The organism is Cupriavidus sp. 09_S30, from assembly GCF_056930435.1.
This window is the reverse complement of the sequence record NZ_JBXOWI010000001.1, coordinates 3,877,973-3,893,227: the sequence shown is the minus strand read 5'-3', so window position 1 is coordinate 3,893,227 and position 15,255 is coordinate 3,877,973. Positions and strand designations below refer to the sequence as shown.

The window sequence follows — 15,255 nt, the reverse complement described above, 5'->3', positions numbered from 1 at the left end:
TTCATCAACCGGTGACCATTCCGCACCCACACCGACGCTGCTATAGCAACGACTCTGCCGTCCCTGCCGTCTCCGCCGTTGCTGCCTGCGGCCCGTTGGATTCGCGGATGCAGTGGATGAAGTAGTCCGCCGCGCCCGTAAGGATCGCCCCTTCGCGCAGCACCAGGGCCACCTGGATATCCGGAGGATTCTCCGGCAGCGCGAGGGGCGTCAGCATGCTGGCGATGTAGGGTAAGCGTACCGACGCCAGCGACAGTGGTACCACCGCGTCAGTCTCCAGCATGAGTGAGCTGAACACGACGTTCGAAGTGCTGCGTGTGATGCGGCGCGGCGGCGGCAGTCCGTGCCGGGCGAACAGGCCGGCGACATATGCGGGGTAGCTCTCGCTCGCGTCCTGGTGCAGCCATTCTGCGTCCTGCAGGTCCGCCAGCGAGGTGGCGCCGGCCAGCGGACTGCCGGTGCGCACGACGAATGACGTCGGATAGACCGACAGTTCGGAGTACTGCAGAAACGGATCGGCGGCCAGCGCCTGCGTGGCGGTGAGGCCGAAGTCGACCTGGCCGTTGCGCAGGTGTTCCTGCAGTCGCGGTGGGTCGAATTCCAGGAAGTTGACGCTCACCTCTGGCATGACCCTTCGAAAGCGCGAGAATGCCGGCGGCAGCAGCGAGATGCCGGGTAGCGGCGTCACCCCGATGCGCAGTCGGCTCTCGTTGATGCCACGCCGCTGCGCCAGTTCCGCCTCGGCCCGTTCGATCTCGCAGACGATCAGCCGCGCTCGCGCCAGCAGCGCCTGGCCATCGTTGGTCAGCGTCACGCCCCAGGAGTTGCGCGCCAGCAGCGACACGCCGGCCTCGGCCTCCAGCTCGCGCATGGCCTTGGTGATGGCCGGCTGGGTCAGGCACATGGCACGTGCGGCGGCGTTGATGCTGCCGTGATCGGCAATGGCGACAAGGGCGCGCAGGTGGTGGTGTTTCATGTGGGTCTACCCGGTCAGGGGTTTACCTGAATAACCCCCAGTTATGGTTATCAACTTTCGTGCTTTGTTGCTGCGGCGGGCGATTCCCTACCATGGAACTTCTGCATCCATCCCCATAGGAACCCGCAAATGTCGCAAGGCGCTGTCATTATTCCCGAAATCCACGCCCATCAGGCCGAGTTCGTCGCGCTGCGCCGCGACATCCACGCGCACCCGGAACTCGGCTTCGAGGAAGTCCGCACCAGCCGCCTGGTGGCCGAAAAGCTGGCGGAGTGGGGCTACGACGTGACGGTAGGCGTGGGCGGCACCGGCGTGGTCGGGCAACTGAAGCTCGGCAACGGCACGCGCCGCATCGGCATCCGCGCCGACATGGACGCGCTCCCCATCGTTGAGGCTACCGGCCTGCCGTACGCAAGCACGCACCACGGCAAGATGCACGCCTGCGGCCACGACGGCCACACCGCCATCCTGCTCGCCGCCGCGCACTACCTCGCCACCACGCGCCGCTTCGACGGCACGCTCAACCTGATCTTCCAGCCGGCCGAGGAGGGGCAGGGCGGCGCGCAGCGCATGGTGGCCGACGGCCTGTTCAAGCGCTTCCCGTGTGATGCGGTCTATGCCCTGCACAACGCGCCCGGCGTGCCGCTCGGGCACTTCGTGGTGCACGAGGGGCCGACGATGGCGTCGGCCGATACCGTCACCGTCACGCTGACCGGCAAGGGCGCGCACGGCGCCATGCCGGAACACGGGCGCGATCCCGTGGTGGCGGCGGCCGCCATCGTCATGGCGCTGCAGACCATCGTCGCGCGCAACCTGTCGGCCACCGATGCCGGCGTGATCTCGGTGGGTTCACTGCAGGCCGGTACCGCGCACAACGTCATTCCCGAGACGGCGAAGATCCTCCTCACCGTGCGCGCGCTCGACCGCACCGTGCGCGACACGCTCGAGGCCCGCTTGCGCGAAGTGGTCGACCTGCAGGCCCGCAGCCTCGGGGTAAGCGCGGAGATCCACTATCACAAGGTCACCAGCGTGGTGGTCAACACGCCCGAGGAAACGCGCTTCATCCGTAGCGTGATCCAGGACCTCGTCGGCCCGGAGTGCGTGCAGGACATGGACAAGGGCGTAATGGGCAGCGAGGACTTCTCGTGGATGCTCGACGAGGTGCCGGGCTGCTACGTTCTGCTCGGCAACGGCAGCGGTTCGCAGGGCGGCTGCATGGTCCACAACCCCGGCTACGATTTCAACGACGAGGCGCTGCCGCTGGGCGCGAGCATGTGGGCGCGGCTGGTCGAGCGCTACCTCGTCGCCGCCTGAAGCCACGCCTGGCCAAACCGCCGACAGCGCACGTGGGGCACCCGGCACAACCACGCGGATCTTCATCGCGTGGCGAAAGCACTCGCGCATCGCCTAGTCGTGGAGCAGCCACGCGATGCCGGGAGGGAGCGGCGAACCTCAACTGCTAAGGAAACTGCCGCGTGAAAAGATGAAATCTCAACGCATCCTTCGAACTTGCCTGAGCGTGAATTGGTTGCTCGAGTGCAACAGTGGTACGCCGCTCGACCGCCTTGAGTGTCGCCGGCTCACTCGAAGGGGAAGAAGATGGGAGATTTGCGGGAGGCTTTGAAGCACGGTGACGTTACGAGCACGGGCGGGGTGCTGACGTCGACTGTCGTCGGATTCACGCATGAGAGTGTTCCCGTTGCCGCGGAGGGTGACTATGCGACTTGCCCTGCCTGCAAGGTGGGTGGTCCGGTCCTGAACGATGCCCACGTACACGTCACGCTCACGAATGGGCGCCGCCTCCTGGTGCGGGGCGCACGAGTGATGTGCCAGTGTGCGGAAAAGCCGGTGGTCATCCCCTCACAACACCACTTCGTCGTCGAGGTCCACGGCTCAAGTCTCGTCCATCCTCCAGCTATGCCCAATGCCCATGTTCCCATTGCCGCAGAGAAACTCTCCGGGGGCGGGGCGGGCATGCTGGTGGATCACGCTGAGCGGATCTGTCCGAATATGAGTAACTCGGAATTCATCAGCATGGTTCTCCGACTGCGAGACACGGCCGTCGTCTGCTGCAGGAAGCGTCTTGAAGAACTGCATCGCTGGGGGCCGGCAGATCGATCGCGTGTCGTCCATTGGTTCGGCGTGGCCGACGGAGCTATCCGCCAGCACCTGCTCGACGGGATTCCTCGCATCGAACGGATCCTCGCGGAACTGACTGGTCACAACTTTGTGCGGTACTCGGATGAGAAGATGGAGTACATCGGCTGTTCGCCGAGGTCTCGCAACAACCCTCAAATTACCGCTGCAGTTTGTGCGCCAGATACGACGACACACACCATCGCGATCGGGCTGAAATTCTGCGGGCTGTCCCCCTACGCCGATCTCGTCGATTCGCAACTACTGACGCTCGTACACGAGGTTTCCCACTTTCAAGATGCCATGGCGACTGAAGATGACTTCTACCAAATCTATGCAGCAAAGCGGGAGGCCGCGGCCAGGAATCCGAAGTGCATACGGAATGCGGACAATGTGGCTGCTTATATCATTGTCTAAGCATCTTGCTGCTGCCGTCGCGCTGGTTGCGCTGCTTGCGCAGCCAGCCCTTGCTTGCAGTTTCGATATCTCATTCAACTCGCAGTTCGATCCCGGACAGGAGCGATTGTCTGCATCGGAGGTTCGCCGGATGGCGGAATGGATGATCGACGAGCCGAGGGGATACGAGAACCAGCAGGAGTTTCATATCGCGCTCTACCAGTCGCCAGGTGCAGGTATCAGTCATGCTCTGGCGCGCAAGCGGGTAGCGCAGCTACAGGGTCTGCTGAAGCTCTTTGGCGTGCCGGCTGGCAAGATCTCCAGCGAGATTGCGCCGTACCGACCGGGAAAGTCTGGGCTGTCGCCAAACTTCGTGCAGGTGGATTTCTTGCCGGGATGCCCACATCCGTGCTGTCCTGGGATGGAGCCGATTCGGAAAGCGCCGCAGGCTAGTTCAATGTGACGAGTGATGTCTGATTCTCGCTGCGGACCATGGCAAAAATTACCAAAGCCTGCCAAAGCCCCTATGCTGGGATGTATGAGCACGATGAACATCTCCCTACCCGACAGCCTCAAGACCTTCGTTGACGAGCAAGTAAGTCAGCGCGGCTATGGCAGCAGCAGCGAATACGTGCGCGAGTTGATCCGCCGCGAACTGGAGCGCCAGCAACTGCGCAAGCTGCTTCTCGCGGGGGCGGAGTCCGAACCGACATCCGTGGCTGACAAGGCCTACTTTGAAGGCTTGCGCGAGCGTGTGCGCCAGGCCGGCAAGTCCGGCAACAAGGTGTGAAGGCCAAGCCCGTTATTCCTCGCGTACTGGCCAGGCGCGATGTCGACGAGGCCGTCGCATTCTCCTTGCAGGAGGAGGCCGAACAGGCTGCGCTGAGCTTCATCGATGCCTTGGCTCACGCCTACACCCAGATCGGACGCCATCCGATCATCGGCTCGCCTCGCTATGCCTCTGAGCTGAATCTCCCTGGCTTGCGCTGCTGGCGTTTGGCGTACTACCCCTACCTCGTCTTCTACATCGAGCGCATCGACCACATCGATGTCCAGCGTGTGCTGCACGCGCGGCGGGATATTCCGGTGTGGATGGGGGAAGACGAGGCGCCCTGATCGGTGAGCGCCGGGAGCTTACCCCTCAAGCGTGCGTCAGCGCATCGCGCATCGCCCCACCCTCGCGCTGCGCAGCGCTAACGACCGGGTTCAGAAACGCCGGTGCCAGCCCCGTCAATTGTTCCGCCGCCACCCGCAGATGCGGAAGGAACCGCTTTACAGCTTCCTCCCGTGTCACCTCACCAGACGGCAGGTTGACGCTGATCGCCGCCACGACGTTGCGGTGCTCGTCCCGCACAGGCACTGCCAGGCCGGCGATGTGCTGGTCGAATTCCCCATCCACCCACGCATAGCCATCGCGGCGCACCGCTGCGAAAGCCTCCAGCAATGCCGCCTTGTCGTGCACGGTGAGGTCCGTATAGGCGCGCAGATTGGCGTCGTCCAGGAACTGCTGCAGGAACGCCTGCGTCTGGAAGCCGAGCACGGCGCGGCCCGGTGCGGTCGCGAAAGCGGGCACGTGGCTGCCCACGCCCAGCCCCAGCGACATGATCTTCAGCGACGGGATACGCAGCACGTACACGGCGTCGCGGCCGTCGAACACGCACATGGCGCAGGACTCCGTGACCTGCGTCCATAGCGTCTCCAGGGCGCGCTGCGCATGCCCCCAGAACGGCAGCGAAGTCAGATAGGTCATGCCCAGCGTGAGGATCTTCGGCGTGAGGCGAAATCCTTTTGCCTCGGACTCGGCGGCGTAACCCAGCTCACATAGCGTCAGCAGGATCCGGCGCACGACTGTCCGCGGCAAGCCGGTCGCCGTCGTGACGCTGGCCACCGTATGGGTTCCGCTGCAGCCCAGCGCGTTGATGACGGCCAGTCCCCTGGCGAAGGAGCGGACGAAGCCGTCGTTGTCGGTATTGGTCATGTTGGGAAGATCAGGACGGCGAGGACGGCGCCGGCCGTGTGGTCTGTTTACAGGTTGACATTGTAGCAAAAACGGGCGTAAATTCATAAAAACGGATGCTGATGACCGCCAGGCGGACGACGACATCCGATAAAACATTAAAACTGGAGACGACTCACATGCTGCTTTCCCTGCTTCGGGGTGCCGCCGCTGCGCCCGCGCTCGCCCTTTCCCTGATGGTTGCGGCTCCTGCCGCAAGCGCGGCCGACGCCCCGCCATTCCGGCCAACCAAGCCGCTGCGCCTCATCGCCCCCAGTTCGCCCGGGGGCATCCTCGACCTGACCAGCCGCTTGCTGGGCAAGAACTTGTCCGAGCAGCTCGGCCAGCCCGTGGTAGTGGAGAACGCGCCCGGCGCCGGTGGCGTGATCGGCATGCAGGCGATGCTGCGCGCCGAGCCGGACGGCCATACGCTGGTGATGGGCAGCCTCGGCCCCAATGCCGCTAACTACGCGCTGCACGACAAGCTGCCCTACAAGTTCGATGACTTCGCGCCCGTGGCACAGGTGCTGACGATGCCGGACGTGCTGGTGGTCAATCCCAAGCTGCCGGTCAAGACCATCGCAGACCTGAAGGCCTACGCGCACAGCAAGCCCTCAGGCCTGTCGATGGCCGTGTCCACCAGCGGTTCCTCCGGGCATTTGGCAGGCGACCTGTTCAAGCTGCACGCCGGCATCCCCGCCGTCGACGTGATCTATCGCGGCGCCTCGCCCGCGCTGACCGACCTGGTGGCCGGCCAGGTGGACTTCATGGTCGACAACCTCATCACCGCCTTGCCGCTGGTCCGCGCCGGCAAGCTGCGCGCCATCGCCGTCACCACCAAGAAGCGTGCGCCCGAGTTGCCTGACACGCCGACCATGGCCGAGTCCGGCTATCCGGACTTCGACGTCTCGGTCTGGCTCGGCCTCTTCGTGTCCGCCAAGACGCCGCCTGCCGTGGTGCAGGGCCTTAACGCTGCTGTCAACAAGGCGCTGGCCGATCCCGCCCTGCGCGAGAAGTTGGCCGAGCAGGGCGGCACCGCCGCCGGCGGCTCCACCAGCCAGTTCGATGCCTTTGTCCGTGCCGAGAAGTCCCGCTGGGCCAAAGTCATCAAGGACGGGAACATCAAGGCGGAATAGTCGGATTAGCGGCGGCACAGATAGCGGCGACACAGGCCTGGAATGGCGCCCGAACACAAGCAGAACCAGAACAGGTCCACCTCTCACTCGATAGCGGAACCAACTCATGCAGAACCAACTGAAAGACAAAGTGATCCTCGTTACGGGCGCCGGCAACGGCATCGGCCGTGCCATCGCCCTGCTGCTGGGCGCGCAGGGCGCCAAGGTCGTCGTCAACGATCTCGGCTCCAGCGGCAGCGGCGAGGGCAGCGATGCCGGCCCCGCCCAGCGCGTGGTGGACGAGATCTGCGCCGCGGGCGGCACGGCCACCGCCAGCACCGAATCGGTTGCCACCGCCGACAGCGCGCAGGCGATCGTCGACACCGCCATCCGCGCCTTCGGCCGCATCGACGGCGTCATCAACAACGCCGGCATCCTGCGCGACCGCATCTTCCACAAGATGAGCCCCGCCGAATGGCAAGGGGTGCTGGACACCCACCTGGGAGGCGCCTACTTTGTCAGCCGCGCGGCCGCGCCGTACTTCAAGGAGCAGCAGAGCGGCACCTTCGTCCACATGACGTCCGCCGCCGGCCTGGTCGGCAACTTCGGCCAGGCCAACTATGCCGCAGCCAAGCTGGGCATCGTCGCGCTGTCGAAATCGATCGCGCTGGATATGGCGCGCTTCAATGTGCGCTCGAACTGCATCGCGCCGTTCGCATGGAGCCGCCTGATCGGCACCCTGCCGAGCGAGACCGAAGCCGAGAAGCAGCGCCTGGCCCGCCTGCAAGCGATGAAGCCCGAGCAGGTGGCGCCGGTGGCGGCCTTCCTGTCGAGCGAGGCCGCGGCCGACGTCAACGGCCAGGTGCTGGCGGTGCGCGGCAACGAGCTGATCGTCATCAGCCAGCCGCGTCCGGTGGCGTCGGTGCACCGCGCCGAGGGCTGGACCCTCGAGTCGCTGGCCGAGCACGCAGTGCCGGCGATCAAGCGGGCCTTCATGCCGCTGGATCGCTCGCCCGAGGTGTTCTCGTGGGATCCGATCTGAGCGGGGGAGCTGCGATGGCCATCGACTATCACCGCCTGCGCGCCTGGGAATTCTTCGAGCAGGTGTCGCCGTACACCGACAACGACTGCATCCGCTATGCGCTGAGCCTGGGCTGCGGCGCCGACCCGATGGATGAGGACGACCTGCGCTACGTCTTCGAAGAGGGTTTGCGCGTGGTGCCGACTTTCCTCTCCACGGTGGGCGCGCCGGGCGCCTGGGCGACCAACCCGCGTACCGGCATCGACTGGATGCAGATCCTGCATGGCGAGCACCGCATGCGTTTCTTTGCCGTGCCGGCAGCGTCCGGCGCGGTGCGCAGCCAGACCCGCGTCAGCCGCGTGGTGGACAAGGGCGCCGGCAAAGGCGCACTGGTCGTCACGGAGCGGCGCATTACGGACAACGCCACGGGCGAGCTGCTGGCCACCGTCGAGCACGTGTCCTTCTGCCGCGCGGACGGCGGCTTCGCTACCGCCGACACACCGGGCGATGCCGCACCCGAGCCACTCCCGGCCGTGCCATCGCGTGAGCCGGACATGGTGGCGTCGCTGCCGACGCTGCCTGGCGCGGCACTGCTGTACCGGCTGAACGGCGATCGCAACCCTATCCACGCGCTGCCCACCGCCGCCCGCGCGGCCGGATTCGAACGGCCCATCCTGCATGGCCTGTGCACCTACGGCATGGCCGCCCGCGCGCTGCTGAAGCATGCCTGCGACGGCGACCCGTCGCGCCTCGCCAGCCTTGCCGTGCGCTTCTCCTCTCCCTTCCAGCCGGCCGAGACGCTGCGGGTGGAGATGTGGAAAGCCGATGGGCAGGTCCAATTCCGCGCGCTGGCCGAGGAACGCAATGTCGTGGTGCTGAGCCACGGCGTCGCCAGCATGCGTGCCTGATCCAGGGAGTTGTCATGAGTGTGATCGAACAATTTGCCCGCGAGACGCCCGAGCGCGTCGCCTATCGCATGTTCCCCTCGGACCAGGCCGTCACTTGGGCGGAACTGGAGCACCGTTCGCGCCGATGCGCAGCGGCACTGCTCGCCGCCGGCCTGCGCGTGGGGGACGGCATCGCCATCCTGCTGGAGAACCACGTCCGCTATTTCGAGATCCTGTGGGCGGCGCACCGCATCGGCCTGTACTACACCACGATCAGCCGTCATCTGAAGGCCGACGAGGTGAAGTACATCGTGGAGGACTGCGGCGCTCGCGCGCTGTTCTGTTCGGCCCAGACGCTGGGCGACCTGGCGCCCGGCGTGATTGAGTCCATGCAGGTGACGCGGATCCTGCTGGATGGCCGGCGCCCAGGTTTCAGCAGCTACGAAGACTGGCTGGCGCAGATCCCGGAAGACGTGGCGTTGCCGCAGACGCCTCAAGGCACCGACTTCTCCTATTCGTCCGGCACCACCGGCCTGCCCAAAGGCATCAAGCGGCCGCTGGAGACCGCCAACGGATTCTTCCGCGCATCCAACGACCCGCGCTTCAGCTGGAAGGAACTCGGCCGCGATACGGTCTACCTTTCCACCGCACCCTTCTACCATACCGCCCCGGTGCGCTGGAACATGGCAACGATGCTCGCGGGCGGTACCAGCATCCTGATGGAGAAGTTCGAGCCGCTGGCCGCGCTGGAAGCCATCGAACGCTTCGGTGTGACCCATGCCCAGTGGGTGCCGACCATGTTCGTGCGCATGCTGCGCCTGCCGCCCGATGAGCGCAACCGCTTCAACGTCTCCTCCCTGCGCTATGCCATCCACGCGGCTGCACCGTGCCCGGTGGCGGTCAAGGGGCAGATGATCGAATGGTGGGGGCCGATCCTCTACGAGTTCTACAGCGGCACCGAACTGGTCGGCCGCACCTCGCTCAGCTCGGAAGAGTGGCTGGCGCACAAGGGCTCGGTGGGGCGGCCGGAATTCGGCAAGGTGCATATCGTCGGCGAGGACGGCAACGAGGTGCCGCAGGGCCAGACCGGCATCATCTATTTCTCCGGCGGCGGCACCTTCACCTACCACAACGATCCCGAGAAGACCCGCCAGGCGTACAACGACCGCGGATGGGCCACCTATGGCGATATCGGCCACGTGGATGCCGACGGCTATCTCTACCTCACCGACCGTCTCGCCAACACCATCGTTTCCGGCGGCGTGAACATCTATCCGCAGGAATCGGAAAACGTGCTGATGAGCCATCCCGCCGTGTTCGACGTGGCGGTGGTCGGCGTGCCCAACACGGAGTTCGGCGAGGAGGTCAAGGCCGTAGTCCAGCTCAATGAGCCGGAGCGCGCCAGCCCGGCGCTGGCCGACGAACTGATCGCGCTGTGCCGCAGCCGCATCTCTGCCGTCAAGTGCCCGCGCTCGGTCGATTTCGTCTCCGCGCTGCCGCGCACCGAAACCGGCAAGCTCCTCAAACGCGCCGTCAAGGCCGCCTACTGGCCCGACGAAAAGCGCATCGCCCACTGAACGCCGAACCATGTCCCGCAACGAAGCCACCTATCACGCGCCGCGCCGGATGTTCGCGCCGGAGCACGAACTGTATCGCGACACCGTCGCGCGCTTCCTGGCCGACAAGGTCATGCCCCAGCACGCCGAATGGGAGACGTCCGGCCTGGTGCCGCGCGAGCTGTGGCGGGCCGCCGGCGCGCACGGCCTGCTGTGCCCGTCCATCCCCGACGCCTATGGCGGCGGAGGCGGTGATTTCCTGCACAGCGCCATTGTCGTGGAAGAGATCGCGCGCGCCCTCGCCAGCGGTGTCACCGGATTCAGCACGCATTCCGAGAACGTCGCCCCCTACCTGCTCGAGTTCGGCACCGAGGCGCAGAAGGCGGAATTCCTGCCGAAGATGGCCAGCGGCGACATCGTCGGCTCCATCGCCATGACCGAGCCCGGCGCGGGCAGCGACCTGAAGGCCATCCGCACCAGCGCCGTAAAAGTCGACGGCGGCTATCGCCTCAACGGGCAGAAGACCTTCATCACCAACGGCTACCACGCCGACCGCGTGCTGGTCTTCGCCAAGACGGAGCCGGCCGCCGGGGCGCGCGGCATCAGCCTGCTCTGGGTCGACACCACCAGCGAAGGCTTCAGCCGGGGCCGGCTGCTCGACAAGATCGGCCAGAAGGCCCAGGACACCGCCGAGCTGTTCTTCGACAACGTCTTCGTGCCGGACGACATGCTGGTCGGCGAACCGAACGCCGGCTTCGGCTATGCCATGAGCGGCCTGGTGCGCGAGCGCCTGCTGATCGCCCTGCGCTGCGCCACCGCGCTGGAAGTGGCGCTGGACTGGACCATCGCCCACGTCAAGGAACGCCGCGCCTTCGACAAGGCGCTGATCGACAACCAGTTCATCCGCTTCCGCCTGGCCGAGATCAAGACGCACGCCTGCGCCACGCGCGCCTTCGTCGACGGCTGCCTGCAGCAATACCTGGAAGGCACGCTCACCGCCGACGGCGCCGCCATGGCCAAGTACTGGGCCGGTGAGGCAACCCGCGCCATCGACGACCTGATGCAGTTCTTCGGCGGCTACGGCTATATGCGCGAATACCCCATCGCCCGCGCCTATACCGACGTACGGCCCAACCGCATCTACGGCGGCTCGGCCGAAATCATGCGCGAAGTCATCGCGCGCGCACTCTGACGAAACCCATGACGAAATCGCTCTCCCGCTCCATTGCCATCGTCGGCGCCGCCGAGTCCGACCTGGGCAAGGTGCCCGGCAAGACCGCACTCGAACTGCAAGCGCAAGCCGCGCGGCTTGCATTGCACGAGGCCGGCCTCACGCTGCGCGACGTCGACGCCGTCTTCGCCCACACCGACGACCGCTTCGCCACCGTGCAACTGGCCGAGTACCTCGGTATCCAGCCGAAGTACGTGGATTCCAGCAACGTCGGCGGCATGTCCAACCTGATGCACGTGCGCCACGCCATGGCCGCCATCGCCGCCGGCATGTGCTCGGTGGCGCTGGTCACCTACAGCAGCACACAACTGTCGGACGGCTCCCGCAAGAGCGGCGCCGTGGCCGCCGATACGCCCGAATCGCCGCGCGGGCAGTTCGTCACGCCCTACGGGCAGTTGAGCCCCATCGGCTACTACGCGATGGTCGCCCAGTTGCATATGCATCGCTATGGCACCACGCCGAAAGACCTGGCCGAAGTGGCCGTCGCCGCGCGCCGGTGGGCACAACTCAACCCGAAGGCCTACCGCCGCGAGGAGACCAGCATCGACGAGGTGATGGCATCGCCCGTCATCGCCTCGCCCCTGCGCACCCGCGACTGCTGCCTCGTCACCGACGGCGGCGGCGCGCTGATCATCACCTCCGCCGAGCGCGCCCGCGACCTGAAGTCGAAGCCTGTCTACGTGATGGGCGCCGCCGAAACCTTCTCGCACCACTACACCCCGTTCAACACCGCCGACTGGCTCGACACCCGCGTAGCCGAAACCGCCGACGAAGCCCTGCGCATGGCCGGCGTCACGCGCGAAGACATCGACGTGGTGCAGATCTACGACCACTTCACCATCGGCGTGATCCAGGCACTGGAGGAGCTCGGCTTCTGCAAGCGCGGCGAGGGCGGCGCCTTCGTCGCCGACGGCGCACTCGGGCCAGGCGGCCGCTTCCCCATCAACACCTCCGGTGGCGGGCTCTCCTACGGCCACCCCGGCATGTTCGGCATGTTCGTGCTGATCGAAGCCGTGCGCCAATTGCGCGGCGAATGCGGCGCGCGGCAATTGCCCAAGACCGAACTGGCGCTGTGCCACGCACCGGGCCTGGTCTTCTCCTGCAACACCACGATGATCCTCGGAGTCTGAAGCATGAGCGAAGCACAACGTCCCCTGCCGCGCGCCACCGAGGCTACCGAAGGCTACTGGCGCGCCGCCGCCGAAGGCCGGCTCGTGGTGCAAACCTGCCGCGCCTGCGGCCACCGGCAGTTCTATCCGCGCACGCTATGCCTGCGGTGCGAATCCGACCAGGTCGACTGGGCCGAGGTATCCGGTTTCGGCATGGTCTACACCTTCACCATCAACCACCGCGCACCCAATGCATTCATGAAGGCCCGGCTCCCCTACGCCGTAGCCATCATCGAACTGGACGAAGGCGTACGCCTGATGGCGAACATCCTGAACGCCGCGCCGGAAGCCATCGCCATCGGAAAGCGGGTACGGGTGGTGTTCGAGAAAGCGTCCGACGAGGTGACGCTGCCGCAGTTCGAACTGGTGGACTAATTCGTCGGCAGATGGCTGGCGCGCGCTCCACACGCGCCAGTCCCCAACCGACCCATGCGAAGGAAGCACAAGATGCTGTCAGGAGTCAGAATCGTCGAGATCTGCGGAATCGGACCCGGGCCGTTCTGCGCCATGCACCTCGCCGATCTCGGCGCCGACGTGATCGCCGTCGAGCGCCCCGCGCCCGCCGAGGGTGGGCCATCGCCGGAAGGCAACATACTGAACCGCGGCAAGCGCTCCATCGTCGCTGACCTCAAGAGCGCAGAGGGCCGAGAGTTGGTGCTGCAGCTCATCGAGTCTGCCGACGCCCTGATCGAAGGCATGCGCCCCGGTGTCATGGAACGGCTGGGGCTCGGCCCAGACGAATGCCACGCGCGCAATCCACGCCTGGTCTACGGCCGCATGACGGGCTGGGGGCAAGATGGCCCGCTGGCGCAGGCGGCTGGCCACGACAACAACTACATTTCGCTGTCCGGGGCGCTCTACTACCACGGCACGCCGGCTGAACCTCCGTCGTCAGCCATTACCGTGGTCGGTGACGTGGGCGGCGGGGCGCTCTATCTGGCGGTGGGCCTGCTTTCCGGCATCCTCAACGCGCGCAGCACAGGCAAAGGCACGGTCGTCGATGCGGCCATCGTCGACGGCTCCGCGCACATGATGCAACTGCTGTTGTCCACCCAGCGCAATGGATACATCACGGGGGAGCGCGGGGGGAATATCCATGATGGGTCGCACTTCTACGCTACCTATCGCTGCGCGGATGGGAACTTCGTCACCGTGGGGGCTATTGAGCCGCAGTTCTATGCCTTGCTGCTGGATAAGCTTGGGCTGGCTGATGATGCGCGTTTTGCGCAGCAATGGGATCGCGGGCGGTGGCCGGAATTGCGGCGGCACTTTGCGGAGGTGTTTGCTGGTAAGACGCGGGATGAGTGGTGTGCGCTGCTGGAAGGCACGGATGTTTGCTTTGGTGCGGTGCTTAGTCCGGAGGAAGCTGCGCGGCATCCGCATAATGTGGCGCGCGGTAATTACTTCGAGGCTGATGGGCGGGCGCAGGCTGCGCCGGCGCCAAGGTTCGAAGGTAGGGCAGCGCAGCCCGGTCCTATACCCTCCAGGGGTGAGCACGCCGGGCGGATTGCTGAAGCGCTCAGGGAGGGGGGCGCCGCCAAAGTGTGGCGAACCGGCTAGATGCTCGGTTTAGATGGCTTGTCGAGAGCATCCCCACTTGCCAGCACGGCTTTGAAATCCGCTATCGAAAGCCAGGTCTTTTTCACCTGCATCGCGCGGTGCAATAGCCTGTGGCACGTCGCGCAGAGCAGCGCCAAATCGCCGACTCGCGTCGCTGTCCCCTGCGGGCCCGCTTGCTGAAGAGGAATGGTGTGGTGTGCTTCGAAGCCCGCGTCGCTCAGCGATTCGTCGGCGGTTTTCGGTCCATCACCGCACGCGTCACAAGTCAAGGAGCCAGTCGACTTACGCCGCTGTTGGATCAAGCGGGGCCGAAGACCTTTCTCCCGCTCGCGACGCTTGTGGACCAAGGTCAACAGCTGCCCCTCGGCGAACTCTTCCTCCTCATCGTCCGGCGCGCTGGAAGGCTGCGCAGTAGCGGATTCGCTGCGGATCAGCGTTGCCAAGCGTGTCACGACATCAGGGGTCCGTCCGAAACTTGCCCAGACCTCTCGATCGACTGCCGAAACATTGGCCAAGCCCCGCCCAGTGGCCACCTGCCGAAGGTTCTGGAGCTTGAAGGCAACGCCTTCGGGATTGCGAAAGGATGCTTGCCGAATTCCAGGAGGATGGACGGGAAGATTTCGCAACTCTTCGGATAAAGCAATGACGCGTGGATCGCGCGGGCCGGGCATGGATTCCTCTGCCTTGAGATAGAGTTCCAACGCGAGGATCGTTTCGTCGCGTGTCCATGGCGGGTTTCCGTGCCCCTTGGTGACTGCCATGAGATTTTCCCGATATTGTCAGCGTTTTTGTGGCTGAGTAATAACGGTTGCTGAATGCGGGTTTGAACCCTTCTTTGGTTGGGGTGGGCTTGAGTCTGGCTGATTCGTGCGCGGTGCGGTTGCAGGCAGGTAGAATGTCACCCGGTGCAGCCTTCTGGTGAGGCGGGCCAATAGCGCGATCCCTTCTTGCGGATCTTTACCGCGCTGATGGGAGACGAAGTGGGGCCGTGGTGCAACTTTATCGAGTCGAACGCGTAGGTGGCATGAAATATGGATGTCTGGCGCCGTGCAGCAGGACCGAATTGGTGACTAATAGCGCCTCAATTAGTGGCGAAGTTAGCCAAACGGCGCTTGATGGTCCGTGGTTAGATCATTCGCCAGACTTGTCGTTCGTGACGTCTCAGTCGTACTGGAGTCTGTGCAAAGGCTGCCTGCGGCATGCAGGCGGCTA

General features: G+C 65.3%; 16 protein-coding genes and 1 pseudogene. 14 read left to right on the top strand and 3 right to left on the bottom strand.

Annotated elements, in window-relative coordinates:
• Window positions 1-40 precede the first annotated feature (40 nt).
• Window positions 41-976: a LysR substrate-binding domain-containing protein gene (locus AC1Z3O_RS18175; RefSeq protein ID WP_483517085.1), complete on the bottom strand. Its 936-nt coding sequence runs from the start codon at window positions 974-976 to the stop codon at window positions 41-43.
• Between the two features lie 129 nt (window positions 977-1,105).
• Here AC1Z3O_RS18175 and AC1Z3O_RS18170 point away from each other — a divergent pair, with 129 nt between their 5' ends.
• The 6 genes and pseudogenes from AC1Z3O_RS18170 to AC1Z3O_RS18145 all read left to right on the top strand — a co-directional run bounded on the left by AC1Z3O_RS18170 (window position 1,106) and on the right by AC1Z3O_RS18145 (window position 4,624).
• Window positions 1,106-2,290 carry a M20 aminoacylase family protein gene (locus AC1Z3O_RS18170; RefSeq protein ID WP_483517084.1) on the top strand — a complete coding sequence of 395 codons (1,185 nt, stop codon included), beginning with the start codon at window positions 1,106-1,108 and terminating at the stop codon, window positions 2,288-2,290.
• 285 nt (window positions 2,291-2,575) lie between these two features.
• A pseudogene (locus tag AC1Z3O_RS18165) lies at window positions 2,576-2,800 on the top strand (PAAR domain-containing protein); the annotation flags it as partial.
• A gap of 24 nt (window positions 2,801-2,824) precedes the next feature.
• Window positions 2,825-3,529 carry a M35 family metalloendopeptidase gene (locus AC1Z3O_RS18160; RefSeq protein WP_483517653.1) on the top strand — a complete coding sequence of 235 codons (705 nt, stop codon included), beginning with the start codon at window positions 2,825-2,827 and terminating at the stop codon, window positions 3,527-3,529.
• Complete coding sequence (locus AC1Z3O_RS18155; RefSeq protein WP_483517083.1) at window positions 3,504-3,971, top strand: hypothetical protein; 468 nt, start codon at window positions 3,504-3,506, stop codon at window positions 3,969-3,971. Before AC1Z3O_RS18160 ends, AC1Z3O_RS18155 begins: the two co-directional genes overlap by 26 nt.
• Before the next feature lie 75 nt (window positions 3,972-4,046).
• Window positions 4,047-4,298 carry a type II toxin-antitoxin system ParD family antitoxin gene (locus AC1Z3O_RS18150; RefSeq protein WP_483517082.1) on the top strand — a complete coding sequence of 84 codons (252 nt, stop codon included), beginning with the start codon at window positions 4,047-4,049 and terminating at the stop codon, window positions 4,296-4,298.
• Window positions 4,295-4,624 (top strand): type II toxin-antitoxin system RelE/ParE family toxin, encoded by a 330-nt coding sequence (locus AC1Z3O_RS18145; RefSeq protein ID WP_483517081.1) that lies wholly within the window; start codon window positions 4,295-4,297, stop codon window positions 4,622-4,624. Before AC1Z3O_RS18150 ends, AC1Z3O_RS18145 begins: the two co-directional genes overlap by 4 nt.
• A 25-nt stretch (window positions 4,625-4,649) precedes the next feature.
• On the opposite strand, the gene AC1Z3O_RS18140 is transcribed toward AC1Z3O_RS18145, so the two are convergent.
• Complete coding sequence (locus AC1Z3O_RS18140) at window positions 4,650-5,486, bottom strand: IclR family transcriptional regulator domain-containing protein (RefSeq protein WP_483517080.1); 837 nt, start codon at window positions 5,484-5,486, stop codon at window positions 4,650-4,652.
• A gap of 158 nt (window positions 5,487-5,644) precedes the next feature.
• On the opposite strand from AC1Z3O_RS18140, the gene AC1Z3O_RS18135 reads away from it, so the two are divergent.
• From AC1Z3O_RS18135 to AC1Z3O_RS18100, 8 genes are all read left to right on the top strand, one after another.
• Entirely contained in the window at window positions 5,645-6,640 is a 996-nt protein-coding gene (locus tag AC1Z3O_RS18135; protein ID WP_483517079.1) for a tripartite tricarboxylate transporter substrate binding protein, read from the top strand.
• Between the two features lie 106 nt (window positions 6,641-6,746).
• Window positions 6,747-7,661, top strand: a complete 915-nt coding sequence (locus AC1Z3O_RS18130; RefSeq protein ID WP_483517078.1) for an SDR family NAD(P)-dependent oxidoreductase — start codon at window positions 6,747-6,749, stop codon at window positions 7,659-7,661.
• Between the two features lie 14 nt (window positions 7,662-7,675).
• The gene (locus tag AC1Z3O_RS18125) at window positions 7,676-8,548 is read left to right on the top strand and encodes a MaoC/PaaZ C-terminal domain-containing protein (RefSeq protein ID WP_483517077.1); all 873 of its coding nucleotides are present in this window, start codon (window positions 7,676-7,678) and stop codon (window positions 8,546-8,548) included.
• Window positions 8,549-8,562: 14 nt separating this feature from the next.
• Window positions 8,563-10,104: an acyl-CoA synthetase gene (locus AC1Z3O_RS18120; protein WP_483517076.1), complete on the top strand. Its 1,542-nt coding sequence runs from the start codon at window positions 8,563-8,565 to the stop codon at window positions 10,102-10,104.
• 10 nt (window positions 10,105-10,114) lie between these two features.
• Window positions 10,115-11,275, top strand: coding sequence for an acyl-CoA dehydrogenase family protein (locus AC1Z3O_RS18115; protein WP_483517075.1), 1,161 nt, complete (start codon window positions 10,115-10,117; stop codon window positions 11,273-11,275).
• An 8-nt stretch (window positions 11,276-11,283) separates the two neighbouring features.
• On the top strand, window positions 11,284-12,444 hold the full coding sequence (locus tag AC1Z3O_RS18110; RefSeq protein ID WP_483517074.1) for an acetyl-CoA acetyltransferase: 1,161 nt from the start codon (window positions 11,284-11,286) through the stop codon (window positions 12,442-12,444).
• A 3-nt stretch (window positions 12,445-12,447) separates the two neighbouring features.
• Window positions 12,448-12,858, top strand: coding sequence for a Zn-ribbon domain-containing OB-fold protein (locus AC1Z3O_RS18105; protein ID WP_483517073.1), 411 nt, complete (start codon window positions 12,448-12,450; stop codon window positions 12,856-12,858).
• A 72-nt stretch (window positions 12,859-12,930) separates the two neighbouring features.
• Entirely contained in the window at window positions 12,931-14,043 is a 1,113-nt protein-coding gene (locus AC1Z3O_RS18100) for a CaiB/BaiF CoA transferase family protein (RefSeq protein ID WP_483517072.1), read from the top strand.
• On the opposite strand, the gene AC1Z3O_RS18095 is transcribed toward AC1Z3O_RS18100, so the two are convergent.
• The gene (locus AC1Z3O_RS18095; protein WP_483517071.1) at window positions 14,040-14,804 is read right to left on the bottom strand and encodes an HNH endonuclease; all 765 of its coding nucleotides are present in this window, start codon (window positions 14,802-14,804) and stop codon (window positions 14,040-14,042) included. The two genes, AC1Z3O_RS18100 and AC1Z3O_RS18095, sit on opposite strands and share 4 nt — an antisense overlap.
• Window positions 14,805-15,255 lie beyond the last annotated feature (451 nt).

Coding starts and splice junctions, on each gene's coding strand:
- AC1Z3O_RS18175 (WP_483517085.1), bottom strand. CDS start 976: ATGAAACACCACCACCTGCGCGCCCTTGTCGCCATTGCCGATCACGGC.
- AC1Z3O_RS18170 (WP_483517084.1), top strand. CDS start 1,106: ATGTCGCAAGGCGCTGTCATTATTCCCGAAATCCACGCCCATCAGGCC.
- AC1Z3O_RS18155 (WP_483517083.1), top strand. CDS start 3,504: ATGTGGCTGCTTATATCATTGTCTAAGCATCTTGCTGCTGCCGTCGCG.
- AC1Z3O_RS18150 (WP_483517082.1), top strand. CDS start 4,047: ATGAGCACGATGAACATCTCCCTACCCGACAGCCTCAAGACCTTCGTT.
- AC1Z3O_RS18140 (WP_483517080.1), bottom strand. CDS start 5,486: ATGACCAATACCGACAACGACGGCTTCGTCCGCTCCTTCGCCAGGGGA.
- AC1Z3O_RS18135 (WP_483517079.1), top strand. CDS start 5,645: ATGCTGCTTTCCCTGCTTCGGGGTGCCGCCGCTGCGCCCGCGCTCGCC.
- AC1Z3O_RS18130 (WP_483517078.1), top strand. CDS start 6,747: ATGCAGAACCAACTGAAAGACAAAGTGATCCTCGTTACGGGCGCCGGC.
- AC1Z3O_RS18125 (WP_483517077.1), top strand. CDS start 7,676: ATGGCCATCGACTATCACCGCCTGCGCGCCTGGGAATTCTTCGAGCAG.
- AC1Z3O_RS18120 (WP_483517076.1), top strand. CDS start 8,563: ATGAGTGTGATCGAACAATTTGCCCGCGAGACGCCCGAGCGCGTCGCC.
- AC1Z3O_RS18115 (WP_483517075.1), top strand. CDS start 10,115: ATGTCCCGCAACGAAGCCACCTATCACGCGCCGCGCCGGATGTTCGCG.
- AC1Z3O_RS18110 (WP_483517074.1), top strand. CDS start 11,284: ATGACGAAATCGCTCTCCCGCTCCATTGCCATCGTCGGCGCCGCCGAG.
- AC1Z3O_RS18105 (WP_483517073.1), top strand. CDS start 12,448: ATGAGCGAAGCACAACGTCCCCTGCCGCGCGCCACCGAGGCTACCGAA.
- AC1Z3O_RS18100 (WP_483517072.1), top strand. CDS start 12,931: ATGCTGTCAGGAGTCAGAATCGTCGAGATCTGCGGAATCGGACCCGGG.
- AC1Z3O_RS18095 (WP_483517071.1), bottom strand. CDS start 14,804: ATGGCAGTCACCAAGGGGCACGGAAACCCGCCATGGACACGCGACGAA.